26 protein-coding genes and 1 pseudogene are annotated in these 25,995 nt (G+C 37.2%); 12 read left to right on the forward strand and 15 right to left on the reverse strand.

Features of this window, described 5'->3' with window-relative positions; all coding sequences use genetic code 11:
• Position 1: 1 nt before the first annotated feature.
• The gene (gene topA, locus ACFILW_RS03445; protein WP_375646113.1) at positions 2-2,575 is read right to left on the reverse strand and encodes a type I DNA topoisomerase; all 2,574 of its coding nucleotides are present in this window, start codon (positions 2,573-2,575) and stop codon (positions 2-4) included.
• A gap of 264 nt (positions 2,576-2,839) precedes the next feature.
• Here topA and ACFILW_RS03450 point away from each other — a divergent pair, with 264 nt between their 5' ends.
• Positions 2,840-3,046: a hypothetical protein gene (locus ACFILW_RS03450; RefSeq protein WP_005773510.1), complete on the forward strand. Its 207-nt coding sequence runs from the start codon at positions 2,840-2,842 to the stop codon at positions 3,044-3,046.
• Here ACFILW_RS03450 and dprA read toward each other — a convergent pair.
• From dprA to ACFILW_RS03470, 4 genes are read right to left on the reverse strand one after another with little or no spacing between them, the layout of a single operon-like run.
• The gene (dprA, locus tag ACFILW_RS03455) at positions 2,976-4,208 is read right to left on the reverse strand and encodes a DNA-processing protein DprA (protein WP_375623143.1); all 1,233 of its coding nucleotides are present in this window, start codon (positions 4,206-4,208) and stop codon (positions 2,976-2,978) included. The two genes, ACFILW_RS03450 and dprA, sit on opposite strands and share 71 nt — an antisense overlap.
• Positions 4,165-4,797, reverse strand: coding sequence for a glycerol-3-phosphate 1-O-acyltransferase PlsY (gene plsY, locus ACFILW_RS03460; RefSeq protein ID WP_375623145.1), 633 nt, complete (start codon positions 4,795-4,797; stop codon positions 4,165-4,167). The genes dprA and plsY overlap by 44 nt, the downstream gene beginning before the upstream one ends.
• A gap of 11 nt (positions 4,798-4,808) precedes the next feature.
• Positions 4,809-6,110, reverse strand: a complete 1,302-nt coding sequence (locus ACFILW_RS03465) for a dihydroorotase (protein WP_375623147.1) — start codon at positions 6,108-6,110, stop codon at positions 4,809-4,811.
• Complete coding sequence (locus ACFILW_RS03470) at positions 6,107-7,072, reverse strand: aspartate carbamoyltransferase catalytic subunit (RefSeq protein ID WP_375623149.1); 966 nt, start codon at positions 7,070-7,072, stop codon at positions 6,107-6,109. The genes ACFILW_RS03465 and ACFILW_RS03470 overlap by 4 nt, the downstream gene beginning before the upstream one ends.
• A 125-nt stretch (positions 7,073-7,197) precedes the next feature.
• Here ACFILW_RS03470 and ACFILW_RS03475 point away from each other — a divergent pair, with 125 nt between their 5' ends.
• On the forward strand, positions 7,198-8,817 hold the full coding sequence (locus ACFILW_RS03475) for an acyl-CoA dehydrogenase family protein (RefSeq protein ID WP_375685180.1): 1,620 nt from the start codon (positions 7,198-7,200) through the stop codon (positions 8,815-8,817).
• On the opposite strand, the gene ruvX is transcribed toward ACFILW_RS03475, so the two are convergent.
• Positions 8,802-9,281 (reverse strand): Holliday junction resolvase RuvX, encoded by a 480-nt coding sequence (gene ruvX, locus ACFILW_RS03480; protein ID WP_375685181.1) that lies wholly within the window; start codon positions 9,279-9,281, stop codon positions 8,802-8,804. The genes ACFILW_RS03475 and ruvX overlap by 16 nt on opposite strands.
• Positions 9,282-9,428: 147 nt before the next feature.
• Here ruvX and gatC point away from each other — a divergent pair, with 147 nt between their 5' ends.
• Both gatC and gatA read left to right on the forward strand, forming a co-directional pair.
• On the forward strand, positions 9,429-9,716 hold the full coding sequence (gene gatC, locus ACFILW_RS03485) for an Asp-tRNA(Asn)/Glu-tRNA(Gln) amidotransferase subunit GatC (protein ID WP_375646104.1): 288 nt from the start codon (positions 9,429-9,431) through the stop codon (positions 9,714-9,716).
• A 31-nt stretch (positions 9,717-9,747) separates the two neighbouring features.
• On the forward strand, positions 9,748-11,232 hold the full coding sequence (gene gatA, locus ACFILW_RS03490) for an Asp-tRNA(Asn)/Glu-tRNA(Gln) amidotransferase subunit GatA (protein WP_375685182.1): 1,485 nt from the start codon (positions 9,748-9,750) through the stop codon (positions 11,230-11,232).
• 92 nt (positions 11,233-11,324) lie between these two features.
• On the opposite strand, the gene ACFILW_RS03495 is transcribed toward gatA, so the two are convergent.
• The 5 genes from ACFILW_RS03495 to ACFILW_RS03515 all read right to left on the reverse strand — a co-directional run bounded on the left by ACFILW_RS03495 (position 11,325) and on the right by ACFILW_RS03515 (position 16,183).
• Positions 11,325-12,035: an ABC transporter ATP-binding protein gene (locus ACFILW_RS03495; protein ID WP_375623160.1), complete on the reverse strand. Its 711-nt coding sequence runs from the start codon at positions 12,033-12,035 to the stop codon at positions 11,325-11,327.
• Positions 12,022-12,804, reverse strand: a complete 783-nt coding sequence (locus ACFILW_RS03500) for an ABC transporter ATP-binding protein (RefSeq protein WP_375623162.1) — start codon at positions 12,802-12,804, stop codon at positions 12,022-12,024. The genes ACFILW_RS03495 and ACFILW_RS03500 overlap by 14 nt, the downstream gene beginning before the upstream one ends.
• The gene (locus ACFILW_RS03505) at positions 12,801-13,859 is read right to left on the reverse strand and encodes a branched-chain amino acid ABC transporter permease (RefSeq protein ID WP_375613416.1); all 1,059 of its coding nucleotides are present in this window, start codon (positions 13,857-13,859) and stop codon (positions 12,801-12,803) included. Before ACFILW_RS03505 ends, ACFILW_RS03500 begins: the two co-directional genes overlap by 4 nt.
• The gene (locus ACFILW_RS03510; protein ID WP_375685183.1) at positions 13,859-14,935 is read right to left on the reverse strand and encodes a branched-chain amino acid ABC transporter permease; all 1,077 of its coding nucleotides are present in this window, start codon (positions 14,933-14,935) and stop codon (positions 13,859-13,861) included. Before ACFILW_RS03510 ends, ACFILW_RS03505 begins: the two co-directional genes overlap by 1 nt.
• 114 nt (positions 14,936-15,049) lie before the next feature.
• Positions 15,050-16,183: an ABC transporter substrate-binding protein gene (locus tag ACFILW_RS03515; protein ID WP_375685184.1), complete on the reverse strand. Its 1,134-nt coding sequence runs from the start codon at positions 16,181-16,183 to the stop codon at positions 15,050-15,052.
• A 323-nt stretch (positions 16,184-16,506) separates the two neighbouring features.
• Between ACFILW_RS03515 and ACFILW_RS03520 the strand changes: the two genes are divergently transcribed.
• The 4 genes from ACFILW_RS03520 to ACFILW_RS03535 all read left to right on the forward strand — a co-directional run bounded on the left by ACFILW_RS03520 (position 16,507) and on the right by ACFILW_RS03535 (position 19,445).
• The gene (locus tag ACFILW_RS03520) at positions 16,507-17,082 is read left to right on the forward strand and encodes a cold-shock protein (RefSeq protein WP_375623169.1); all 576 of its coding nucleotides are present in this window, start codon (positions 16,507-16,509) and stop codon (positions 17,080-17,082) included.
• A 251-nt stretch (positions 17,083-17,333) separates the two neighbouring features.
• Positions 17,334-17,846 (forward strand): DUF192 domain-containing protein, encoded by a 513-nt coding sequence (locus tag ACFILW_RS03525; protein WP_375646102.1) that lies wholly within the window; start codon positions 17,334-17,336, stop codon positions 17,844-17,846.
• Positions 17,843-18,616, forward strand: coding sequence for an alpha/beta fold hydrolase (locus tag ACFILW_RS03530; RefSeq protein ID WP_375623173.1), 774 nt, complete (start codon positions 17,843-17,845; stop codon positions 18,614-18,616). Before ACFILW_RS03525 ends, ACFILW_RS03530 begins: the two co-directional genes overlap by 4 nt.
• 616 nt (positions 18,617-19,232) lie before the next feature.
• On the forward strand, positions 19,233-19,445 hold the full coding sequence (locus ACFILW_RS03535; RefSeq protein ID WP_375623175.1) for a DUF3126 family protein: 213 nt from the start codon (positions 19,233-19,235) through the stop codon (positions 19,443-19,445).
• Between the two features lie 44 nt (positions 19,446-19,489).
• Here the strand turns inward: ACFILW_RS03535 and radC are convergent, their stop codons facing one another.
• The 3 genes from radC to sfsA are packed head-to-tail and all read right to left on the reverse strand — an operon-like array spanning position 19,490 to position 21,841.
• Positions 19,490-20,284, reverse strand: coding sequence for a DNA repair protein RadC (radC, locus tag ACFILW_RS03540; RefSeq protein ID WP_375623177.1), 795 nt, complete (start codon positions 20,282-20,284; stop codon positions 19,490-19,492).
• A gap of 17 nt (positions 20,285-20,301) precedes the next feature.
• Positions 20,302-21,132 (reverse strand): type I methionyl aminopeptidase, encoded by an 831-nt coding sequence (gene map / locus ACFILW_RS03545; RefSeq protein ID WP_375623179.1) that lies wholly within the window; start codon positions 21,130-21,132, stop codon positions 20,302-20,304.
• Entirely contained in the window at positions 21,125-21,841 is a 717-nt protein-coding gene (gene sfsA, locus ACFILW_RS03550; protein ID WP_375623181.1) for a DNA/RNA nuclease SfsA, read from the reverse strand. The genes map and sfsA overlap by 8 nt, the downstream gene beginning before the upstream one ends.
• A gap of 303 nt (positions 21,842-22,144) precedes the next feature.
• Here sfsA and ACFILW_RS03555 point away from each other — a divergent pair.
• From ACFILW_RS03555 to ttcA, 4 genes and pseudogenes are all read left to right on the forward strand, one after another.
• Positions 22,145-22,982 (forward strand): annotated as a pseudogene (locus ACFILW_RS03555) (RNA methyltransferase).
• Positions 22,975-23,802 (forward strand): glutamate racemase, encoded by an 828-nt coding sequence (gene murI, locus ACFILW_RS03560; protein WP_375623183.1) that lies wholly within the window; start codon positions 22,975-22,977, stop codon positions 23,800-23,802. The pseudogene ACFILW_RS03555 and the gene murI overlap by 8 nt, the downstream one beginning before the upstream one ends.
• A 170-nt stretch (positions 23,803-23,972) precedes the next feature.
• On the forward strand, positions 23,973-24,590 hold the full coding sequence (gene rpsD / locus ACFILW_RS03565) for a 30S ribosomal protein S4 (protein WP_273722651.1): 618 nt from the start codon (positions 23,973-23,975) through the stop codon (positions 24,588-24,590).
• 266 nt (positions 24,591-24,856) lie between these two features.
• On the forward strand, positions 24,857-25,732 hold the full coding sequence (gene ttcA / locus ACFILW_RS03570; RefSeq protein ID WP_375685185.1) for a tRNA 2-thiocytidine(32) synthetase TtcA: 876 nt from the start codon (positions 24,857-24,859) through the stop codon (positions 25,730-25,732).
• 36 nt (positions 25,733-25,768) lie between these two features.
• On the opposite strand, the gene ACFILW_RS03575 is transcribed toward ttcA, so the two are convergent.
• Positions 25,769-25,933 carry a hypothetical protein gene (locus ACFILW_RS03575; RefSeq protein ID WP_375623188.1) on the reverse strand — a complete coding sequence of 55 codons (165 nt, stop codon included), beginning with the start codon at positions 25,931-25,933 and terminating at the stop codon, positions 25,769-25,771.
• Between the last annotated feature and the right edge of the window lie 62 nt (positions 25,934-25,995).

The following is a 25,995-nucleotide window of genomic DNA, read 5'->3' on the forward strand; positions in this document are numbered from 1 at the left end:
TTTATGTCTCTTTTATTTTTGCTTTTGTTTTAGAAGAAGCTCTTTTTGAAGTTGTTTTTTTACTCGATGCTTTAGCCGATATAAGTTCTAGTGCCTCTGGAAATGTTACACTAATGGGATCTTTATCTTTTGGCAATGTTGCATTAATTTTACCCCAATTGACATAGGGACCATAACGCCCGTTGCGCACGGTAATGGTTCCTCCTTCCGGATGCTCTCCTAATGTTGCCAATGCTTCAGGTGTTGTTCTGCTTTGCTTGGTTTTGTTTTCTTGTTGTTCTGCCAATACTGTAACAGCGCGATTGATACCAATATCAAAAACTTCATCTGCATGAAGAAGGCGCGCAGATTTTCCGTTATGACTAAGATAGGGACCATATCGTCCAATTGTAGCCGTGATTGTTTTTCCAGTTTCAGGATGAATGCCAATTTCACGGGGAAGAGATAGTAAAGCCAAGGCTTTATCAAAAGTTACATTTTCTGCCTGCCATTCTTTTGGTAGTCCTGCACGCTTAACTTCTTTGCTTTCACCAAGTTGAATATAGGGACCAAACCGGCCATTGCGAAGAGAGATGTCTTTTCCTGTTACAGGGTCAATACCAAGTATAACAGGTTCATCATTGCGCACAAATTCATTCTCTTTTCCAGTATCTGTACCAAGTTGGTGTGTGTATTTACATTCGGGATAATTAGAACAGCCAACAAAAGCGCCATAACGGCTGAGTTTTAATGATAATTGACCATTTTTACAAAGAGGACATGAACGCACATCACTTCCATCTTCGCGTTCAGGAAAGGCGAGAGGTGCTAATGTTACATTTAAAACATCAAGGACATTGGTTATACGGAGTTCTTGGATATTGCTAATAGATGCATTAAATCCATCCCAAAAATCTCTTAAGACGTCTTTCCAAGAAAGTTTGCCGTCAGAGATAAGATCCAGCTTTTCTTCAAGATCTGCTGTGAAACCATATTCTACATAGCGATTAAAGAAATTTTCAAGAAAGGCCGTAACAATACGTCCTTTAGCATCAGGAATAAGTTTCCGTTTATCAATGACAATATATCCACGGTCACATAATGTCGCTAATGTGGAGGCATAAGTTGAAGGACGACCAATTCCTAACTCCTCAAGCTTTTTAATTAATGAAGCTTCAGAATAACGAGAAGGGGGCTCTGTGGTATGTTGTACAGATTCAACTTTTTCTTTTGTAAGTGCTTCACCAGTATTTATTTGTGGTAAACGTGTTGTTTCATTTTCTTCATTATTTTCTTCGTCTCGTTGATCCGTGTAGACGGAAATAAAGCCATCAAAACGAACAACAGATCCTGTTGCCCGTAGATTTGCACGCTCTTCTCCTTGCTGTGCTTCAATTTCAACAGTTGTACGTTCAATTTCAGCAGAGCGCATTTGGCTGGCAATGGCACGCTTCCATATCAGCTCATAGAGCTTTGCTTGATCGCTATCGAGAAAATTACGGACTTGACTAGGATTGCGTTGAAAATCTGTTGGGCGGATCGCTTCATGTGCTTCCTGTGCATTTTTTGCCTTTGTTGAATAAAAACGTGGCTTTTCAGGAATATAGTCTTTTCCGAAAGTTTCATGAATAACTTTTCTTGCTGAATCAATAGCCTCAGGTGCTATCTGCACACCATCGGTACGCATATAAGTAATAAGCCCTGCCGTTTCACCATTAATTTCAATGCCTTCATAAAGCTTTTGGGCAATTTGCATAGTGCGAGAAGCTGAAAAACCTAGTTTTGAAGAAGCTGCTTGTTGTAGTGTAGAGGTTGTAAATGGAGGAAAAGGATTTCTTTTTGTAGGTTTTGCTTCAACACTGAGTGTATGATATTGCGCTTTCTCCAACATAAAGCGAATTTGATCTGCTTGTTCTTGAGATTGAATATCAAGCTTGCCAATCTTCCTTTGATTAAACATCGTCAATCTTGCTTGGAAACTATCATTTCGGATGGTTTTTAACTGTGTTGTAATAGACCAATAATCTTCTTTGATAAAATGTTCTATTTCTGATTCCCGGTCACAAATAATACGCAAAGCAACCGATTGAACGCGACCAGCCGAACGTGCACCAGGGAGTTTACGCCATAAAACAGGTGAAAGTGTAAAACCAACGAGATAATCGAGAGCACGACGTGCAAGATAAGCATCGACAAGGGATGTATCAATATCACGTGGATTATTCATAGCATCAAGCACAGACTTTTTGGTGATGGCATTGAAGACAACTCTTTTAATAGGTTTATCTTTTAAAACTTTTTTTTGACGAAGAACATCCAGAATATGCCATGAAATAGCTTCCCCTTCACGATCAGGGTCTGTTGCTAATATAAGGCTATCAGCTTCTTTAACGGCTTTTGCTATTTCATTTAAACGTTTAGCGGCAGCAGAATCTATATCCCATTTCATAGAAAAATCTTGATCCGGTAAAACAGAACCATCTTTTGCAGGCAAATCACGAACATGTCCAAATGATGCGACAACTTTGTATTGAGATCCAAGATATTTATTAATTGTTTTTGCTTTTGCTGGAGATTCAACGATAACGATATTCATAATTTTACCCAAATATTGAAATAAAAATTTTTTTATAAACGCCTTTTACGCGAATAGCTAATGCCAATTGCTTAAGAGCACATAAAAAAATATTAGCCATATAAAAAACATGAATATTGTACAACTTATGATTGTCATTATTAGAGTACACCCTATATAGAATTACACGATTTATTTTCCACTGTTATTACAAAAACATACGGCGAAATACTAAGATAACGTCTATTGAGAGGTAGGAGGGGAAATGCTCAAGGATAGAGGATTATGTTTATAAATCATTTAAAAGTTATCCAATATATTACAGACATGTCAAAGCAAATGAATCAGATGGCGCGTCAGGCGCATAGTCCGCTTTTAGCATTGCTTTTGGATATGGTTGCCAAAGAAGGGCAAAGCATTATTAATAGTGCTGAGGCTCTTGGGGAAGATCAAGATTCGACAATGACACACAACCACCAGAGTGTCGAATAAGCTTTCCAGCAAGCTCGAGTTCTACCAACAAAAGGTAGAGAGTTGGGAGTGAAACACCTGAGTGGATACTGAGTGTGTCTAAGTCGATTGGCGTTGTTGAAAGAGCGGAGAGAACTGCTGCACGTGCTGCATCATCATCTGCTAAAGAGAGGCTGCTGTTTTTTTCATCTGCTAAATTAAAATTTTCCTTTTCAAGTTGTAAAGAGGATGGTTCCTCAAAAAAATTGAGTTGGGAATTGGGAATCGGTGAAATTAGTGGCGTAAGTGTTTCTATAATGTCAGAAGGATGTGTGGTGAGTAGAGCACCGTCTTTGATAAGATTGTTTGTACCAACAGATCTTGGATCAAGTGGAGAACCGGGAATGGCAAAAATTAACCGTCCCATTTCAGCTGCTTGACGTGCGGTAATTAAGGACCCTGAGCGCAGGGCGGCCTCTACAACCAAGAGACCAAGTGATAGAGCTGCAATAATACGGTTTCTTCTTGGAAAATCGATAGCACGCGGCTTCCAAGAAATGGGCATTTCGCTGATGATGGCTCCACCGTTGGCGATAATATCTTCATGCAACTTTTTATTTTCAGGAGGGTAGATATGATCAATTCCTCCAGCCATGACTGCAACAGTTCCTGTTTTTAAACTTGCTTGATGCGCAACGCTATCAATTCCACGAGCGAGCCCAGAAATTGTTACAAAGTCTGCTTCTCCAAGAAAACGTGCAAATTGAGCCGTAAGCTTTTTTCCAGCAGCTGAAGCATTTCGAGAACCTATAATTCCAATAGAAGTTTTTTGAAAAATTGAAACATTACCTTTGATAGCAATAAGCGGCGGAGGGGCTTCTGTAACCTTAAGAAAAGCTGGATAATCTGGTTCTCCCATACCGATAAATCGAGCACCTAATTTTTTAGCTTTTTGTATTTCTTTTTCTGCATCTTCTAAGCTTGCTATTTTAATAGATGCAGAACCACCACCTTTTCTACTAAGCTCTGGCAGTGCTGCCAGAGCATTTTCTGCTGTTTTATAATGATCAATGAGATTGCGAAAACTAACAGCTCCAATATTTTCACTGCGCAATAACCGTAACCAGCTTAGACGTTGATGATCAGTAAGTAGGATTCCTTTATTTATCTCCGCTTTGCGTACCAATCTTACTTTCTTCCCCAATTAATAATCTACCGATATTTGTATAATGTTTTATGAATACAAATATGCTCATCGCAATCAGCATACAACAGAAATAAGAATCGGAAAAATAAAAAACAAATATCGGCGTGATCGTAACAGCAACGAGTGCGGATAATGAAGAATAGCGTGTGAGGAGAAAAATCGCACTCCATACAATAATAAAAATAATTGCTGCGGGCCAGTAGGTCCCTAAGCAAACACCTAGATAGGTAGCAACACCTTTGCCACCTTTAAATTTAAGCCATACGGGAAAAAGATGTCCTAAGAAAGCAAAAAAACCTGCTAGAGAAACAAGGATACTATTGTCTAGCGGATCACTAAAAAACTTTATAACGAAAATAACAACAGCCCCTTTCAATATATCACAAAGAAGTGTCAGAGCAGCAACTTTTTTATTTCCTGTTCGTAAAACATTTGTCGCTCCAATATTGCCGGAACCGATAGTTCTTACATCTCCGAGTTTGGCTAATCTCGTAAAAAGAAGACCAAATGGGATTGAGCCAATGAGATAAGATATGAGGAAAATAAACCATGGAGTGGACTGAAAAAATATTTCTGCTTTATTCATTAAGAATCTCATTAAGTTTGTTGATCAAGTTTAAAAACGTTTTTCCCTTTCACAAAAGTCTGGAGCACGCGTCCTTGAAAACGTGCATTCTCAAAAGGGGTATTTTTTGAACGTGAATAGAGCTTCTCTTTCGAAACAACCCATGGTTCTTCAAGATCAACCACAATAAGGTCTGCATGAGCACCTTTTTTGAGTGTTCCTGCATTGAGTCCAAAGAGCTTTGCAGGTGCCGTTGACAAAAGTTCCGTTATCCGTAGAAGAGATAGGCTCTCATCATGATAAAGGCGTAAAGCTGCACTCAATAAGGTCTCCATACCAATAGCGCCAACTGCCGCGTCATTAAATGGTAAATGTTTTTTGTCGATACTCTGAGGATCATGAGAAGAGACAATAACATCTATAGTCCCATCCTTTATTGCTTCAATCATTGCTATACGGTCTTCTTCTGTACGCAATGGGGGCATTAAGCGAAAAGAGGTGCGATATTGTCCAATGTCATTTTCATTGAAAGATAAATGATTAATAGATACACCCGCTGAAATCTTCTCACTGCGTTTTTTACCTAAACGGAGTGCATCAACAGAGAGTGCTGTTGATATTTGAGCGGCGTGATAACGTGTTTGCGTTAATACTGCTAATCGCAGATCTCTTTCAAGTGGGATAACTTCTGCTTCGCGAGGGATGCCAGAAAGACCAAGCCAACTGGAAAGCAGTCCTTCATTCATCACACCTTGCCCTGTAAGATCTTTATCTTGCGTTTCATGTATCAATGGAACATCAAAATCACGTGCATAAGTCATTGCACGCCGCATAACAGATGAATTTTGAAGTGTTTTTTTTCCTTCACTAAAGGCAACGGCTCCTGCATCTTTGAGCAAACCAAATTCGGTTATTTCTTGTCCGTTAAAACCTTGTGTGATTGAAGCAACGGGATAAATATTGACCGATGATATTTCCTGTGCTGTATGCTTAATAAATTTAACGAGTGCTACATTATCAATAACTGGATGCGTGTTTGGCATCATAAGAAAAGAAGTAATACCACCAGCTGCGGCCGCGTAACTTTCTGATGCAATTGTTTCACAATGTTCATTCCCTAATTCTCCAACAAAAACGCGTGCATCAACAAGACCAGGGAGAATTGCTTTGTTTTGTGCGTTAATAATTTCTGCTTCTTCAGGAGCTCCCTGATTCAGAGCTTCTTTTCCAGCGGCTATAATTCGTCCATTTTTAACAATAACTGTACCAATTTCATCGATTGCGCGCGAAGGATCAATAATACGAGCATTCTGAAAAACAATTGGTTTTATCATTTTTTTTCTCCACTGATCTTTGCGCGTGAATCTAATAAAGCCTCCATGACCGCCATACGCACTGCAATTCCCATTTCTACTTGTGTCTGAATCATACTTTGTGGTCCATCTGCTATATCGGATGCAATCTCTACACCACGGTTTATTGGTCCAGGGTGCAGAATAATAGAATCATTTTTGGCATAGGCTAAATTTTCTTTATGTAAGCCAAAATAATGGAAATATTCACGCGTAGAAGGAATAAAAGAGCCTGTCATCCGTTCATGCTGTAAGCGCAACATCATGATAACGTCAGCATTTTTAAGACCCTCTTTCATCGTGTTAAAAACCTCAACACTCATATGAGCGATTTCTGCGGGTAAGAGTGTTGAGGGAGCAACAGCACGAACACGAGCACCCAAAGCATTGAGACACAGGATATTGGAACGGGCAACACGTGAGTGTAAGATATCTCCGCAAATCGCAACAGTTAATCCTTCAATACGACCTTTTGCCCTTTTAATGGTTAGAGCATCTAATAAAGCTTGGGTTGGATGTTCATGAGCACCATCACCTGCATTAATAACACAACAATCAACTTTTTGTGCTAATAAAGCCGCTGCTCCCGCACTGTTATGGCGAAAAACCAGTATATCTGGCTTCATCGCATTGAGAGTTATAGCTGTATCAAGTAATGTTTCTCCTTTTTTTACAGATGAGTTGCCAATCGCAAGACTCATCACGTGTGCACCTAGCCTTTTACCCGCTAATTCAAAAGAAGATTGTGTTCGCGTAGAGGCTTCAAAAAAGAGATTAATTTGAGTCCGTCCATGCAAAGTAGATTTTATTTTATCAATTTTGTTAGAAAGGATAACATTTGCTTCTGCACGATCAAGCAATGTATTAAGGTCTTGTACACTTAGATCTTTAATAGCTAAAAGATGTTGATGAGGGAAAAGTGGGAAAAAATTATCTTGCATCATAGCATTCTTCTTTATCTCTCTCTAAACAAGTTAAACAAGCATTTGTTTGAATATGATAAATGTTTCTTAACTCTAAAAAGACAAATAGTCTATGATATGAATGATTTGAATGTAGGAATATACCTATGAGTGCTGTATCTGTGCAAAATACTCGTCGAAAAAATACATTTCTTAGCGATACGCTTATGTTTCGTATTGCTTCTACTTTGCCTAAGTTTTTGTTAGCAAGTTTTGAAGAAATAGGGGATTTTGCCGCGAGTCGAGAAGCATGGAAACTTTCTTGCTTAGCGAATCATTATAAGCCTTTACTATGCTATAATGATGAATGGGGGCAACCAACAGAAAGATTAGAGATCCATTCTTCCTATCAAGCTCTTCAACAATATTCTAGACAAGCAGGTTTGGTTACCTCGCTTTGGGAAAATACAAGCTCAGAAAATGGAGTACGCTATCAAGCGCGTGCGATTCGTTTAGCTTTATCTGCTGGTTTAGAAACAGGACATTTGAATGAAGTTATCATAACGAGTGCAGCTATTGCTGTTTTAATTAGTGATATTGAGCTCTTCAAAAAATGGCAAAATGTACTTTTATCACGCCAATATGATTCTTCATCAAAGCCTATTCATCATAAAAAGGCTGCTTCTCTAACTTGTGCATTTGACGATATTGAAAAATACGCTTTCAATTTTCCAAGTGTTAAGAAAATTTCTTTCGATGAAAGTATGGAACGTGATCTATATCGTTTAAATGTTGTAAAAACCAACGTTATTAATCCTACCGCTGACGGATATCTTGTTAGTGCAGATTTAGATGGTCATTTAAGTTGTTTTTTTATTCCACGCATACAAGAAAATGGCGCATTAAATGGATCTATATCGATTCGTCATTTAATTCAGCGTTCTGGAGAACTGTTAACGCCAGAAGGGGTTGTTGATTTTCAAGGCAGTTATGGCTGGCTTTTGGGAAATGCTGGAGAAGGGCTTAAAGTTATTAAAGATATCGAGACAATGATGCGTTTTGATCAATCTGTCATATCGGCAGGTGTTTTGCGAGCGGCTCTTCAATTTGGTATGGATTTTTTCCGGAAAAAAATGCCCAATCAGCCTTTACCACCACTGACAGAACGTATTTTTGCAGATATTGCATTAGATATAGCTGCCTCACAAGCATTGGTTTTGCGTTTAGCAAGAGCATTTGACAATGCAGCAAATGACCGTTCTGAAGCAGCTTTTGCCCGCATTATGACACCTATTATTGCTTATCATGTAAGTCAATTGGTTGTGCCTATTATTGGTGAAATTATTGCACAACTTGGTATTGAAAGTTTTATAGAGAATAATCCATTATCACAAATGTTGCATAATGGGCCTGCGCGGATTGTGAGAAATAGTTTTGCTAATCAATTGGTAAAGGATGCCATTCTTATTGCTGAAAAAGCTCCGGGATTGTTTCAGAAATTGTTGGAAAAAATTGCTCTTGATATTGGACCAGCAGGACCCCGAGCAATTGAAATTATTAAGTCAGCAGGTGATATGGCATCAGCAAATGAGGGAGCAGGAAGGTTTTTTGTTGAACAGGTAGCCTATGCAGCAGCTGCAGCAGCATTACGTTCTACAGACATAGAACATGTTGCAAATGCCTATATGGAAAGCCGCCTTGGAGGGCAATGGAGATCTTCCTACGGGATGCTTATTGCACGATATAATGCAGGGCATTTGCTCAATGTCCTCTATCCTTCCATGTGATTAAAATTTTGAATTCTATTGAGAGCACCTTGCAATATAAAAGCGGCGGCTGCCGAATCAATACGGCTTGCTCTTTTAGCACGCGATACATTCATTTCTAAAAGAGACCGTTCCGCTGCAATTGTTGATAAACGTTCGTCCCAAAAAACAAATGGAATTTTTGTATAAGCTTTCATATTGCTCACAAAAGCTCTGGTTGCTTGAACACGAGAGCCACTGCTTCCATTCATGTTAAGAGGTAAGCCAATGATAATAACGCCTACATTTTCACGGTCAAAAATTTTAATAAGTGTGTAAGCATCTTCTGTAAATTTTTTTCGCTGTAGTACAGGACGCGGATTCGAGACAGTCAATCCCATATCAGAAATTGCAATTCCGATCGTTTTTGTCCCTAAATCTAAGCCTGCTATTGTTTGTCCAGGCAAAAGATGTGTCATAACTTCGTTTATATTAATAACAGTCATAAGGGTATAATACGTTTTTTAATGTTTCAGATTTAATGGTTATATTCTTTATTCATGTTATCTAATATTCTTGCACTTGCAAGATCAGCCTTGTATAGCCAGAATAAAGATCAATAAAAAACAAAGAAGCAGAAAGGCGTAAAGAGTATGTCTGTTAATCAAGAGACCGTCAAGCGGATCACACATTTAGCGCGGATTGCCCTCCACGATGATGAGATAGAATCTGTGACAAAAAAATTTAATGCTATTTTAGGTTTTGTAGAGCAATTGAATGAAGTTGACGTCAGTGGAGTTGAGCCATTAACATCTGTGATGCCGATGACTCTACGAATGCGTGAAGATAGTGTGACAGATGGCGATAAAGCAGCAGATATTGTAGCCAATGCCCCTGTTACAGAAGAAAATTTTTTTCTTGTCTCAAAAATTGTTGAGTAACTTTTTATATTTTTGAAATTTGAGAACCAATATGACTGATTTAACAACTCTCACAATTGCGCAAGCTCGTGATGCTCTAACAAAGAAAAATCTCAAAGCAACAGAATTAACGGAAGCTTATTTACAAGCAATAGAGTTGGCGAATCCAACTTTGAATGCTTATGTAACAATAACAGCAGAACAGGCAAGAAAAATGGCTGCTGAATCAGATGGACGTTTGACGAAAGGGCAGGGGAGGCTTTTAGAAGGAATTCCTTTGGGGATTAAAGATCTTTTTGCAACCTATGGTGTTCATACGCAAGCCTGTTCACATATCCTTGATGGTTTTAAACCGCACTATGAATCAACTGTCACGGCTAATTTATGGCAAGATGGTGCAGTGATGTTAGGAAAACTTAATATGGATGAATTTGCTATGGGCTCATCCAACGAAACATCATATTATGGCCCTGTTATTAGCCCATGGAGAAAAAAAGGCTCGGAGGAAAAACTCGTACCCGGTGGTTCTTCGGGAGGATCTGCTGCCGCTGTTGCTGCACAAATTTGTGCTGGTGCAACTGCAACCGATACAGGTGGCTCAATACGTCAACCAGCAGCTTTTACTGGCACTGTAGGAATAAAGCCAACTTATGGACGTTGTTCACGGTGGGGCATTGTTGCATTTGCTTCATCCCTTGATCAAGCTGGACCTATTGCCAGAGATGTTCGTGATTGTGCTATCTTACTGAGATCAATGGCCTCTTTTGATGAAAAAGATTCTACTTCCGTGAATTTACCAGTTCCTGATTATGAAAGTTATCTTGGTCAATCAATCAAAGGAATGAAAATCGGTATTCCAAAAGAATATCATATGGATGGAATGTCTCTAGAAATTATTGAGCTTTGGCAAAAAGGAATAAATTGGTTAAGAGAAGCAGGTGCTGAGATTAAGGATATTTCTTTGCCCCATACAAAATATGCTCTACCTTCTTATTACATTATAGCTCCTGCAGAAGCCTCTTCTAATTTAGCGCGTTATGATGGTGTGCGTTTTGGTTTACGCGTGCCTGGAAAAGACATCATTGAGATGTATGAAAATACGCGTTCTGTTGGTTTTGGTAATGAAGTTAAGCGGCGTATTTTGGTTGGGACTTATGTCCTTTCATCTGGTTATTATGATGCCTGTTATTTAAGAGCTCAAAAAGTAAGAACACTCGTAAAACGTGATTTTGATCAATGTTTTGCTTCAGGCATTGATGCGATTTTGACACCAGCAACACCAACATCTGCTTTTGGTATTGGTGATGAAAAAATAAAAAATGATGCTGTAGCAATGTATCTTAATGATATTTTTACGGTACCAGTTAATATGGCTGGGTTACCAGGAATTTCTGTTCCTGCTGGTCTATCATCAAATGGTTTACCGCTAGGATTGCAATTGATTGGTAAACCTTTTTCTGAAGAAGTGATTTTTCAGATAGCGCACATTATTGAACAAGAAGCAGGAATATTCAGCGCAGAAAAATGGTGGATGTAATAGTCAAAATTCACAAAAAAGAAGTTCTCATTAAGTAGAGAAATGCTTTAAAAAAGAGGATGGGAGAACTCTATTTTCTGAATTTGTAACCTTTATCCACCAAGATAGGCTTCTTTAACACGCGGATCAGAAAGCATAGTTTTGCCTTCACCGTGAAATAAAATATGCCCTACCTCTAAAATATAAGCATAGTCAGCGATGGAAAGTGCAGCAAATGCATTTTGTTCAATAAGAAGAACAGTTTTTCCCATATCATTAATTTTTCGAATAATCGAAAAAATTTCCCGAACAAGAAGTGGTGCTAACCCCAACGAGGGTTCATCTAATATGACCATATCAGGATTGCTCATAAGTGCACGGCCCACAGCAACCATCTGCTGTTCACCACCTGACATTGTTCCTCCCAACTGTTTTGCTCTTTCACGGAGGCGTGGAAAAAGATCAAATATCCATTCAATATCGCGGGAAATTCCCTGCTTATCGTGACGAATATAAGCGCCTAGATGAAGATTCTCTAAAACAGTAAGATGGGGCATGATACGTCGTCCTTCAGGACTTAGAGCAATCCCTAATCGCAAAATCTCTTCTGGTGATTTTTTAATAATAGATTTTCCATTATAGGTAATTTCTCCATAAACAGAGCGATTAAGTCCTGTAATAGAACGTACAATACTGCTTTTTCCCGCACCATTGGCTCCAATTAAAGTAACAATACTGCCCCGCTTTATGGACATAGAAAGATTTTGGACAGCTTTAATGGCGCCATAATGAACGTAAAGATTTTTTATTTTAAGAATATCCATAAACATCTCCGCCAAGATAAGCTTCAATAACTTTAGGGTTATTACGAATTTCATCTGGTGTACCATTGGCAATACAACAGCCATATTCCATAACCAAAATACGTTGGCAAAGCCCCATAACCACTTTCATATCGTGCTCAATAAGAAGAATTGTAAGATCAAAGTCTTTTTGCACTTTTGCTATGAATTTTCTAAGATCTTCACTTTCTTGTGGATTCATGCCAGCAACAGGTTCATCAAGAAGAAGCAATTTGGGCTTTGTAGCTAACGCGCGTGCAATTTCTAGACGCCGTTGCACACCATAAGGCAATGCTGTTGCCGATTGATTGGCAAGGTGATCAAGTTGTAGCTGTTCAAGGAGCTCCAAGGAATTTTTATAAACTTCCTTCTTTTCTTTCATTGCTTTTGAAAAAAATAGAGCTGAAGAAAACCAAGGATATTTTTGTCGAACATGCGCTCCTACCATAACATTCTGCAAAACCGTTAACCCTGAGAAAAGACGAATATTTTGAAATGTTCTGGCAATATGGCGTCTACAGATGATATAAGGAGACGCTCCAGAGATTTTTTGCTCATCAAAAAGAATGCTGCCGCTTGTAGGAGCATAAAAACCAGAAATCATATTGAAAACTGTTGTTTTTCCAGCACCATTAGGACCAATTAATCCAGTAATACTCCCTCGTTTAATTGCCATATTAACATTATTTACAGCAACTAATCCGCCAAAACGCATTACAACATTATTGAGTGAAAGGATGGTGTCGTTCATAGCTTTCCCTCAGTATTAGAAAGCTTTTTGCGTGTCAAAAAGCTATAAATTCCATTCCATGAGAATTCTCGTTGTCCCATCAATCCTTTTCTCCAAAACAAGATAATTACCAGCAATAAAAGAGAAAAAACAACCATACGAAGTCCTGGGGTTTCTGGAATATGTATAAAACCTAAGTCAAATGGACTTTCAATAATACGAAGCCATTCAAGCATGACTGTAATAATAATACTGCCAATAATGCTCCCTGTAATTGAACCCAGACCACCAGCAACAACAATCATCAAAATATTAAAAGTCAAAAGAAAATTAAACATTTTTGGATCAATGGTTGAAATAAGAGCCGCCATTAATGCGCCACCTATACCTGCAAAAAACGCTCCAACAGTAAAAGAAAAACTACGGTAGAAAAAAGCGTTAATTCCCATAGTTTTCGCAGCTATTTCATCATCACGAATAGCCCGTAATACGTTACCAGTATTGCTTTGCAGTAAGAGAACAATAAAGAGAACTGTAAATGCTAGCCAACCATAGTTCCACCATAATGTTGCATTTTGAGGTATTCCTTTGATTCCCAAAGAGCCATTTGTGAGCGATGTGGCGTTCGTAATGACAATGCGAATAATTTCCGCAAAACCTAATGTTGCAATTCCAAGATAATCGCCACCAAGACGCAATATTGGTAAGGCAATCAATAAACCTACAACAGCAGCACACAAACCACTTACAACAACAGCGATAAAAAAAGGTAACTGTAAATGATATAATGGTTCAGCAATAGGCTCAAGAATCCACATCATTTCTTTTTGTTCAGGGGAAAGAAGTAAAATTGCGCAAACATAAGCACCAATAGCCATAAATCCAGCATGTCCAAGAGAAAACATACCTGTGAAACCGTAAATCAAATTAAGCGAAATTGCCAATATCGCATTAATAGCAATCAGATTGATGATACGAAGCGTATAGTCATTAAAATGGCTATCAGCATAAAATAAAAAACCTATGAGAACTAAAACACTTATACACGATAAAACAGTTGTCGCTGACTTTGCCATTAGATTTTCTCCTGATTTCTTTTACCCATTAATCCTGTGGGCAATATTAATAGAATCAGAATTAATAAAATGAAAGCGAAGGCATCTCGATATCCAGATAGCGCGGGGAAAAATGCGATAATCATAATTTCAATAAACCCTAATAATAATCCTCCCAACATTGCACCTGGTATCGAACCAATACCTCCGATAACAGCAGCGATAAATGCTTTGAGACCAGGAAGAACACCCATATAAGGCTGAATTTGAGGATAACGTAAAGACCACATAATGCCCGCTATGGCGGCAAGAGCTGAGCCTATTCCAAATGTAAACGCAATAACTTTATTGACAGACACACCCATCAAACGTGTTGTTTCAATATCATGGGAGATTGCGCGCATAGCAAGACCCGGTTTTGTTTTATGGATAATCCATAATAGTAATAAAATAAGAATTAATGACACAAAAGGAACGATCAGAGACATGGGAGCAATTCTGATGATAGCATCTGCTCCTGATCCTAGATGCCATAAAAATGGTGTTACAAGAAAATCTGGCTGTTGTACACCTTTCGGAACACCACTAAAGAGTACAGTAGCAAGATTTTCAATAAAAAAAGAAACACCGATTGCACCGATAAGTGCCGAAATACGCGGAGCATGGCGTAGAGGTTTATAGGCAAATTGATCAACTGCCACACCCACAGCACTTGTAATAAAAATGGAAAAACAAAGAGCTAAAAGCCAAATTGGGGTAAAATCTTGTGGGGAAATTTTAAAATAATAAATAAATCCTAACGTAAGAATTAAAAAAGCAGCAATCCAATAAATTGGAGGACGCCTTTTAAACCCTATAAAGACCGAATAATAAATAAGAGCCGCGAGGAACAAAAGAAGAATTGCTGCCCAAGCAGGCATAAAGCTAATTGTGGAAAAGAAAACAAAATATGCTCCCAGCATAAAGATATCACCGTGAGCAAAATTAATGAGTCTCAGTATACCGTAGACCATGGTGTAGCCAATAGCGATAAGCCCATAAAGAGATCCCAATGCCAGTGCATTAAAAAAGTACTGGATGAACATTTCAGTGCTCATCTCTCATCCTTCCACATTTGTTAATTTACATAGGACAATAAGAAATTTCTAAGTTTTTGGTTGAGAAAAAGATCCTCAACCAATTCTTGCATTTTAATAAGTACAACTTTTTAATTAAAAAGCAGGTTTAACTTCTTCTAAATAAACACGTTTTCCATCCTGTATTTTAATGATACCAATAGGAATTTTAGGATTATGATTTTCATCCATTGACATATCCCCAAAGGGGGTAGGAAAATCTTTTAATTGGCTAAGTGCGATAGTAATTTTTTCACGATCAGCGCTACCTGCATTTTCAATAGCCTTCATGAACATCATATAACTCGTGTATCCCAAAACAGAATTGATATTTGGCTCTTTGTCAGGGTATGCTTTTTTCCATTCTTTTGTGAATTCTTGCGCAGCTACTGACATATTTGGCATATCCTCACTATAGGGAAGTGTTGTATGTAAGAAACCTTCTGCTGCTTTTCCTGCAATCGTAATGGTTTCTGGATTATCCATAGCATCTCCACCCATAATTTGAAACTTCGCTCCTAATTCTCGTGCTTGTTTCATGATGATAGCACCTTCAGAAAAGTAAGATGGAATGAATAAAATATCAGGTTTTTGTGCAATAATTTGCGTAAGAACAGCTGAAAAGTCTTGATCTCCGGAATTATAATTTAGATTTGAGATAACTTCACCACCTAATTTTTTGAAAGCACGCGTAAAATAACTTGCAAGACCAATGGCATAATCGCTTGAAATATCTTTAAGGATAGCGGCTTTTTTTGCGTGTAAAGTTTGGCTTACATAAGTTGCGATTCCGACTCCTTGATAGGAATCAATAAAGCAAGCGCGAAAGTAATATTTTTTACCCTGTGTAACAAGAGGACTTGTTGAGGACGTTGCAATAGTTGGAGTCTTTGCTTTTTCAGATATTTCACCACCTGCTAACGAGAGCGAAGAACCATAGCTACCAATGATTCCACTCACTTTTTCACTTGCTGTTAAACGCATAACAGCATTAGCCGCTTCTACTTTATCAGACTTATTATCAATAATAACAAGTTCCACTTTACGGCCTAAAATTTCTGGAACTTTTTTATGGGCTAATTCTATACCTCTAATTTCAAGCTGACCTCCAAATGCATTTTGACCACTTAATGGAAGATAAACACCAATCTTAATAGGTTCACTCGCATAAACATTTGCTGTAAATGCCATAAATGCTGCGATTATCGTAAGGACTTTTTTCAATTGCATTGCGCATTTTCCTTAATTGAATTGTCGTTTTTTCACCTTATATTGAACTTCTTCATCATGCAAGTTACACATTAATGAAAATATCATTATGTAAAAAAACTTTTATATGACCTCTTTTGTAGGGCACACCTTGTAAGGTATGTAAAGTGTACAATCAAATAGTTTTATAAATATTCATGTTAATATTCTCTGACATTAACATAGAAGATACGACAATATGGGGAAATCTTATCTTGGGGCTTGCGTGTTGATACAAGAGCAATGTTTACTTAAACCTAGAGAATCAATATCGTACAATTTATAAGCTACAGGATCACGTTATTATGACGAGTAAGGATGCATTAAAGGATTGTTCCCCATCTGAGGAGAGTATAGGTGCTTGTGGGGAGATTATCGAAATCAGTGGTGTCATTAAGTGGTTTGATGGTAGTAAGGGGTATGGATTTATTGTACCTGATTTACCTCATTTCCCTGATATATTATTGCATGTTACAGTAATGCGAAGGGATGGTTTTCAAACAGCTTTGGAGGGAGCTAAAGTCATTTGTGCTGTGGAAAAAACTGAACGAGGGTTAAAGTGCGTTCAGGTGAAATCTATAGATTGTTCTTCAGCAATTCATCCATCAGAAATTCCAGCCCGTACCCATGTTGTTGTTACTCCAGAAAGTGGACTAGAACGAGCAATTGTTAAATGGTTTAATCGTGACAAAGGATACGGTTTTCTTAGCCGTGGGCAAGGGACAGAAGATATTTTCATTCATATGGAAACATTGCGCCGTTTTGGTCTAGCAGAGCTTCGTTCGGGTCAAGTTGTTCTTGTACGTTTTGGTAAAGGAGAAAAAGGTTTAATGACAGCAGAGATTTATCCGGATATAGGTATTCCTTTAGCTACGCATTAAATTTCGCGAGTGAAATCAGTATGTTTTCTATATTTTTAAAGGTTATTATTTCATAAATTGCTATAGAAGTAGATTTTTAAAGAAAATATGGCTCTCGTGAATCCATAAACCAAATGAAGAAAATGGCGCATATTACGTTGAAAGAAACTAGAAAATAACAAGGAAGCAATCCTCTTGTTTTTTGACTTTTAAACTCTGGTACTTTTTATTTTAGAAACAAAATTTAAAATTTTTCTGTGGTGGAGACAAGAATGTTAAAGCCTTTTAAAAAGGGGCATATTGTTTTATTGGTGATGCTTTTTATGTTAAATATGCGTGTTGTTGTAGCAAAGGAGCCCATAGAGATTCCTGTGCATCCAATTCCTTTAGAAATACATACAAAGCAAGGTACAGTTTCTTATAAGGTAGAGATTGCTTTTACGCCATCTCAAGCAGAAGCTGGTTTAATGTATCGAACTGATTTTCCACGCGATCGTGCAATGCTCTTTAAGCAGCTAAAAAGTTCTCAATCGGGAGATGAGCAGAAAATTTTTATGTGGATGGCAAATACGCCTTTACCTTTAGATATGATTTTCTTAAACTCTGAGGGAATTATTGTATCAATTATTGAAAATACTTCTCCATTTTCAACAAACATCATTTCATCTGAAGTTCCTGCAGCTTTTGCACTTGAGATTAATGCTGGTGAAGTTTCTGAAAAACAGATACAAAAAGGGCAACGTGTTATTCATCCTGTACTTTGTGGAGAGTGCAATAAAAAATGACAGCTGAAGATATTCATTTTTTTGAATATGATGGTTTGCGATTTGCTTATCGAGAAGAAGGGCAAGGTGCACCTATTTTGTTGATCCATGGTTTTGGATCTTCTGCACGGGTGAATTGGTATGCAACGGGTTGGTTTCGTATTCTCACTGAAGCAGGATATCGTGTTATTGCTCTTGATAATCGCGGTCACGGAGATTCAGTTAAAAGTTATGATCCTGTCTTTTATACACCTCAAGCTATGGCTGGAGATGCAGTAAAGTTACTACAGCATTTAGAGTTATCTAAAGCCCATGTTATGGGATATTCTATGGGGGCTCGTATTAGTGCTTTTATGGCTCTTTTGCATCCAACGTATGTGAACAGCGTTATTTTTGGTGGTTTAGGTATTGGCATGGTAACAGGAGCGGGAAATTGGGAGCCTGTTGCTGAGGCTCTTTTAGCAGAAGATATTTCTACCATTACCAATACGCGTGGTTTAATGTTCCGTAAATTTGCAGATCAAACGAAAAGCGATAGACGTGCTTTGGCTGCGTGTATTATCACATCAAAACAGGAGCTAACGGCATCTGAAGTTTACAAAATCAAACAACCAGCACTTGTTGCCGTTGGTTCATTAGATGAAATTGGCGGCGCTGCAGAGCCATTGGCAGCCTTGCTGCCTTGTGGTGAAGCTTTATCAATTCCTGGTCGAGATCATATGCTTGCGGTAGGCGATAAAGTTTATAAAAAAGGTGTTATCGATTTTCTTTCTCGTTATCCTATAAAATAAGAATTCTTCATAGCTTTTAGAATTTACAGAAATACCCAATATTTTTATCTCGTATAAATTAAAAAAACTTATTTAAAAATATTTCTTTTATGACATAAGTTTTTATAAAGAATGAAAAGAAAAATAAACTCTTATTAGCTTATTTTGTATATTTTTCAGAGATGTAATTATTCTAAGATTAGATAATTATACTTTAAAGTTTATTAAAAAGAATTATTTTTGAATGATGTAATAAATATTTTTTGCTAAAAAATGTAGTTTTAAATAAAAAAATATTCTTATTTGTATTTTTTATAAAAGGAACAAAATTATAAATTATTGATCAATTTATTCTTACGAATATGCATTCTAAATACAGATTCTAAAATTGGAGATAAAGTAAAATTATTAAAAATATACAGTTTTTTTGCCATTTTTTAATCTATACGGGTATATTTAATAATGATAGACTCTTTTTGTAAACGTTCTTTATGAATGTATAAAGAACGTTGTAAATATATGTAACATTAAGTAAATATTCAGATTATGCTTTTTTACTGACTTTACAGAATCATAAGAGTGTCTTATTTGCGCGACACGCAATTATTTTAATCGTTTCAAAAAACAGGAGAGCATAGTGAATGCTGATGAAATAAAAAAACTTGATAATTATTTTAAAAATATATTCCAAAACTCAGCATTGCAAGTCAGAGCACGGCCTAAAAAGAGTGATTCTTGTGAGGTTTATATGGGAGATGAGTTTTTAGGCATTATCTATCGAGATGAAGATGAAAATGAGCTATCCTATAATTTCTCAATGGCTATATTAGATATTGATTTAGAAAATTGATTCGTTATTTATCATTGAATAAAGTCTTTTTTATCCCATAAGATTTATATAAGTTTTAACGCTTTAAAGCTTGTATGGTTATTTCGTGCAATAATAAGATGGTCATGGATAATAATGCCTAATGCATTTGCTGCGTCTTTTAATCTATATGTCATTGTTATATCTGCATCAGAGGGGGTGGAATCGCCAGAAGGGTGATTGTGGACTAAGATAAGTCCTGATGCGGATAACTCTAAAGCTCGAGAAATAACTTCACGAGGATAAACAGGGGTATGATCAATGGTTCCAGTTTGTTGCACCTCATCAGCAAGCAAGCCGTTTTTCTTATCAAGAAATAAAATACGAAATTGTTCACGGGTTTCGTGAGCCATAACGGCTTTACAATAAGCTAACACTTTATCCCATGATGAAAAAATATCGCGTTTAAACAATTGCGCACGAGCAAGACGCCCAGCAACATCTGAAATAATTTTTAAATCGATTGCAGTTGCGGGACCACATCCTTGAACTTCTTGAAGTCGGTGAATATCAGCTCCTAACACATCAGCTAATGAACCAAAACGCGCTATCAAATTTTTAGCTATGGGTTTTGTGTTTGCGCGGGGGATTGTGCGAAAAAGTAATAATTCAAGATATTCATAATCTTCAATTGCATTTCCTTTTGACTTTAAATAACGTTTCCGAAGACGCTCACGATGTCCTTGATAATGTTTATGGAGCTGTGCATTTTTCTTAGGCTCTTCATTTTTTCTTTCTGATATTGGGGTGAGTGGAGAACTCGATGTTAATGCAAAGTGATTACTTTGAGTATCTTCCTTTTGATTTAATTTTTTAGTCATAAAGTCTCTACAGTGCGTTAGGTATGCGAATTTGGAATATAAAAAATATTTTTAGGAGATTGTGTAAATATTTCATACCCTTCATTTGTAACACCGATCGTATGTTCATATTGTGCGGTCAGAGAGCGATCACGGGTAACGGCAGTCCAACCATCAGATAAAATCTTAACTTGTGGTTTACCAAGGTTAATCATAGGCTCAATTGTAAACATCATACCTTGTTTTAATTCGACTCCTTCTCCAGGGTTTCCATAATGGAGGATATTGGGAGCATCATGAAAAAGCTGGCCGATACCATGTCCGCAAAAGTCTCTCACAATTGAACAGCGTTCAGATTCTGCATACTGTTGAATGGCTGCACCAATATCGCCCGTCGTTGCTCCAGGCTTAACGACAGCGATACCTTTCATAAGACTTTCATAGGTTATTTTTAGTAAGCGTTCTGCGGCACGTCTAATTTTTCCAACAGGATACATTCGACTTGAATCTCCATGCCAACCATCAAGGATAAAGGTTACATCAACATTTACAATATCACCTTCTTGCAAAGGTCTTTTATTGGGAATGCCATGGCAGACAACGTGATTGATAGATGTACAGCATGAATGGCTGTATCCATGATAATTGAGATCAGCAGGAAGTGCTCCTCGCTTAGCACCAAAAATAAATACAAAATCATCTATTTCTTGCGTAGTAACGCCCGGCTTAATAATATCTGTAAGCGCATCAAGGCATTCTGCAGCAATACGACCAACTTCACGCATTTTAGCAAAAGCATAATCATCGAAAATGCGGATTTTTCCATTAAATTTTAAAGGGATTTTATTATATTCGATATACTCAGTCATTGTTTCTTCTATTTTCTATTTGTACTCTCTGAATCGGAAAAATGCCTTCTACACTTACATGACACTTTACAGCATAACATTCTACCCCTGATTTTAATGCTAAATCAAACTTACGTCCATAGAGTGGATCAAGATCATGACAGATTGTAAAAGCGGCGCAATCTTCTCTTTGAATAATATAAAGCATCGCAGCTCGTTTTCCTTGTTGTACGACTCCTATGAGTTCTTCAAGATGACGTGCACCACGTTTTGTCACGGTATCAGGAAATTCTGCTAATCCTTTTTGACGAATAAAATGAACATTTTTAACTTCTAGGTAACAATCAGGAAGAATGTTATCACGTAAAAGAAAGTCAATTCGTGATTGTATCCCATAGCGTTGTTCTTTTAAGATTGTTTTATACCCACTTAATTCTGGTAGTAATCCATTTTGAATTGCTTCTAGTGCAAGTTTATTGGGTACAGCGGTATTAATGCCAACCAAAGTATTATCGGCTTCAACAATTTCTAATTGATAGGCATATTTTCGTTTGATGTTGTTATGATAAGAAAGCCAAATATTAGAGTTGGAAGCTGTTAATCCAAGCATTGATCCTGTATTAGGTACAGACACGGTGAGGACATGCTGATCATCTTGTTGAACATCCGCAAGGAAACGTTTATAACGACGGATAAGCTTTGCAGGAAAAAGTTTGGGAATAAAGTGCATATCCCTTTTTTAGGATTTATGATTTCATAATTCAACTGAGATTATGATTTATAGTGGCTGTTCCTATTAAAAAAGATAAAATTGATGTAAAAAACACTACGATATCTTATATAAATTGTTATAAATTCCATCGTTCACTTTAATGGCTTTTAAAATTTATTATTAGGTTTAGAAGCGATTATTTTTGAATAAAAAGATAACATTGTCTATAATTTATTATTAAACAAGCATTAGGGTATTGTGAAAAAGGTTTCGTAAAAATAGTGGAGAGGGAGATAGTTTAAGTGAAACTAGGTAAAATTGATGGCTGGAACGAATAGGAATCGTGAAAATTTAACAAATGGTCCCATTATTATTTTAGTTGAACCGCAGCTTCCTGAAAACATTGGTATGGTCGCAAGGGCAATGGCGAATTTTGGGCTTTCTAAGCTTCGATTAGTTAATCCTCGAGAAATGTTTCCAAATGAAAAAGCTAGAGCTGCTGCAAGTAAAGCTGATCATGTCATTAACAACGCTGTGATTTTTAACACATTGCGTGATTCAATTGCAGATTTACACTATGTTTTTGCCACAACAGCACGTGAAAGATGTGGTTTCAAAACTGTAAAAAGTGCTGTCGAAGCAGCAAGCGTATTACGTCAGCGTGAAAGTATCGGACATAAAACAGGTATTGTCTTTGGAAGAGAGAGATGGGGACTAGAAAATGATGAAATCAGCCTTGTTGATGAAATTATTACTTTTCCAGTTAATCCTGCTTTTGCGTCACTTAATATTGCGCAAGCGGTTCTTTTAATGTCTTACGAATGGATGAAAACAGGTCTAGAAAATGTCAGCGATACGGCATTTCGTGCCGCAGAGATGGAACCTGCAAATAAAACAATATTTCATGGTTTTTTATCTCAGTTAGAAGAGGCTTTGAATATCCGTGGGTATTTTAGACCCCCAGAACGCAAAGAAGTAATGCTTGCAAATTTGCGCTCTGTTTTTACGCGCGCTAACTTTAGTGAACCTGAGGTTCGTTTATTGCGAGGCATTATATCTTCTTTAGATCATTTTTCGCCACAATATCCACGGGGGAGTAGAGCACCTGAAGAACGTGATCGTAAAAAAATTAAAAACAAGTGTGAAAACTAATGGATGAACGGCCTGTTCTTTTTTTTGATAGTGGTATTGGTGGTTTAACTGTTTTAAGGGAAGTGCGTGTCCTTATCCCTGAAAAGCAATTTATTTACGTGGCTGATGATGCGGGATTCCCTTATGGCAATTGGGAAGAAAATGTTTTGAAAGACCATATTTTGAAGATTTTTACAAATCTTTTGACACGCTACAATCCTGCTTTATGTGTGATTGCTTGCAACACTGTTTCTACACTGATGATAGCAGATTTACGACAGAATTTTCCTCATGTCCCTTTTGTAGGAACGGTTCCTGCAATTAAATCAGCTGCAGAACAAACAAAATCTGGTTTTATTTCCGTATTAGCGACTCCAGGAACAGTTAAACGTGCTTATACAAATGAATTAATTAACTCTTTTGCTGGACAGTGTCATGTTCAGCTTGTGGGAAGTAAAAAGCTGGCTGGATTTGCTGAAGATTATTTACGGGGAAAATCTATCGATGCGGAAGAGATAAAGAAAGAAATCTTGCCATGTTTTGTAGAAAAAAATGGCAAATATACTGATATTATTGTTTTAGCCTGCACACATTATCCTTTTTTGATTAACTTCTTTCGTGAACAAGCTTTATGGTCCGTTAAATGGATTAATCCAGCAAAAGCTATCGCTAAACATACCAGATCATTATTACCATTGTCGGAAAAAATACATCAGCAATCTGTAAAGAAATATCAAGATTTTGTGTTGCTAACATCAAAAAATGTCACTTCTTCAACGGAGCGCTTGTTAAAAGGATTTGGCTTAAAAATCATGAAAAGAGTTGACTTTGGGATACAAGATCAATAAAGCTATTTCAGCTTTTTCTTTCAAGAAAATGGCATTAATTGACGTGTCCCGTGGATAACTTCGCATATTGATATGTTAAGGTATTCTGTCAGTCTTTAGTGTTTAAAGGCAGAGGAGGGCGCGTTTCCTTGGGGTCTTAAGATCTCGTGTTTTATTTTAAAGGAAATGCGATGAGTAAACGCGAAACAACAAAGTATAAAATTGACCGTCGTATGGGAGAAAATATTTGGGGTCGTCCAAAATCTCCCGTCAATCGTCGTGATTATGGTCCAGGTCAACATGGACAGCGTCGTAAAGGAAAACTTTCTGACTATGGGGTGCAGTTGCGCGCTAAACAAAAGCTGAAAGGGTTTTATGGAGATATTTCAGAAAAACAATTTCATAAAACTTATGAAGAAGCTGCTCGTCGACGGGGTGATACTGGTGAAAATCTTATTGGTCTGTTAGAGTCACGTTTGGATGCTGTTGTCTATCGTGCAAAATTTGTACCTACGATTTTCGCTTCTCGCCAATTTATCAATCACGGTCATGTTAACGTAAATGGGCGGCGCACAAATATTCAATCTTATCGTTGTAAGCCCGGTGATGTTATTGAGGTTCGGGAAAAATCAAAACAACTTGTTTTAGTTTTAGAATCTGTACAATTGGCAGAACGTGATGTCCCTGATTATATTGAAGCAGATCATAAACAGATGAAAGCAACCTTTACACGTATTCCTGCTTTTGCAGATGTTCCTTATGCTGTGCAAATGGAACCTAATTTGGTTGTTGAATTTTATTCTCGATAATTTTTTTATGAGAAAAATTGTTTCTCTCTTCATATGGTTATAACTTAAAATATTGTGTTTTTTGTAATCTTTGGAGTTAACAAGTATTTTTTGTGAATGGTTCTATATTAAGTTTATTGCTATGTTTTATAGCGATAAACTTATATAGTTCCATTTCTTTTTTATGTATCTAATTTTTATAAATTCAAAAAACATAACTGTAAGTTTACTTTATATTTGTTTCTGTCTTTGCAAAACGAGCTATTACTTGTGCAGGATATGGTATTATGAATGATGTTTCAGTTGAATATCAGACAATAGAGGAAAACAAAGAGAGAGATGATCTTTTGGAAAGAGAAGCAGATGATTGTCATCCAATATTTCGGGTTGCTCCTTCAAGCGTAGAATTTAATAAATTGCGCAAACGGCTTTTGCGTCATATGCGGCAGGCTTTGGATGATTTTTCTATGCTCTCTACGGGAAAAAAATGGCTTGTCGCTTTATCGGGCGGAAAAGACTCTTATGGTTTATTAGCGCTTCTTTTAGATTTAAAGTGGCGTGGTCTTTTATCCGTTGAAATTCTTGCCTGTAATCTTGATCAAGGGCAACCAGGATTTCCTAAGCATATTCTGCCAGACTTTTTAAGTTCTTATAAAGTTCCATATCGTATTGAATATCAGGATACTTATTCCATTGTTACAGATAAATTGGCAGAGTCGCAGACATATTGTTCACTTTGTTCTCGATTACGACGTGGTAATCTCTATCGTATTGCCCGTGAAGAGGGATGTTCTGCATTAGTTTTAGGTCATCATCGTGATGATGTTTTGGAAACGTTTTTCATGAATTTGTTTCATGGTGGACGATTAGCCGCTATGCCTGGTAAACTTAAAAATGATGAAGGTGATCTTTTTGTATTACGTCCTCTTGTCTATGCTGCTGAAGAAGATATGGAAAAATTTTCTCAAGCAATGAAATTCCCAATTATTCCTTGTAATCTTTGCGGTAGTCAAGATGGCTTACAACGTAATGCAATGAAAGAAATGCTGAAAAACATTGAAAGACAAATGCCAGGACGTAAAGATACGATGATTCGCGCTTTAACAAATGTACGCCCAAGTCATTTGCTTGATAAGAAATTCTTTGACTTTAAAGCGTGTTAATAAAAATTAGATACTCTAAAAATAAGTTCAAAGATTTTAATAAGACGCTTCCTTAAAGAGACATCTCTCAAAGAGCACCCAAGCCCACTTCATGATGGCATCTGTGAAGGCGATACCATGAAATCCATAAAGCCCTCCATCTTTACGTTTATTAAGGAGTAAGCCAGCATCATCAACACACTTTGCCAGCTCGTGGGTCACTACACCCTTGGCACTTAAGACGATTCATAAAAACCATTTTTAGTTCTTTCTTTAATAATTTT

Origin of the sequence: Bartonella sp. TT110JLCBS (assembly GCF_042193405.1) — a bacterium.
Lineage (GTDB): Bacteria > Pseudomonadota > Alphaproteobacteria > Rhizobiales > Rhizobiaceae > Bartonella.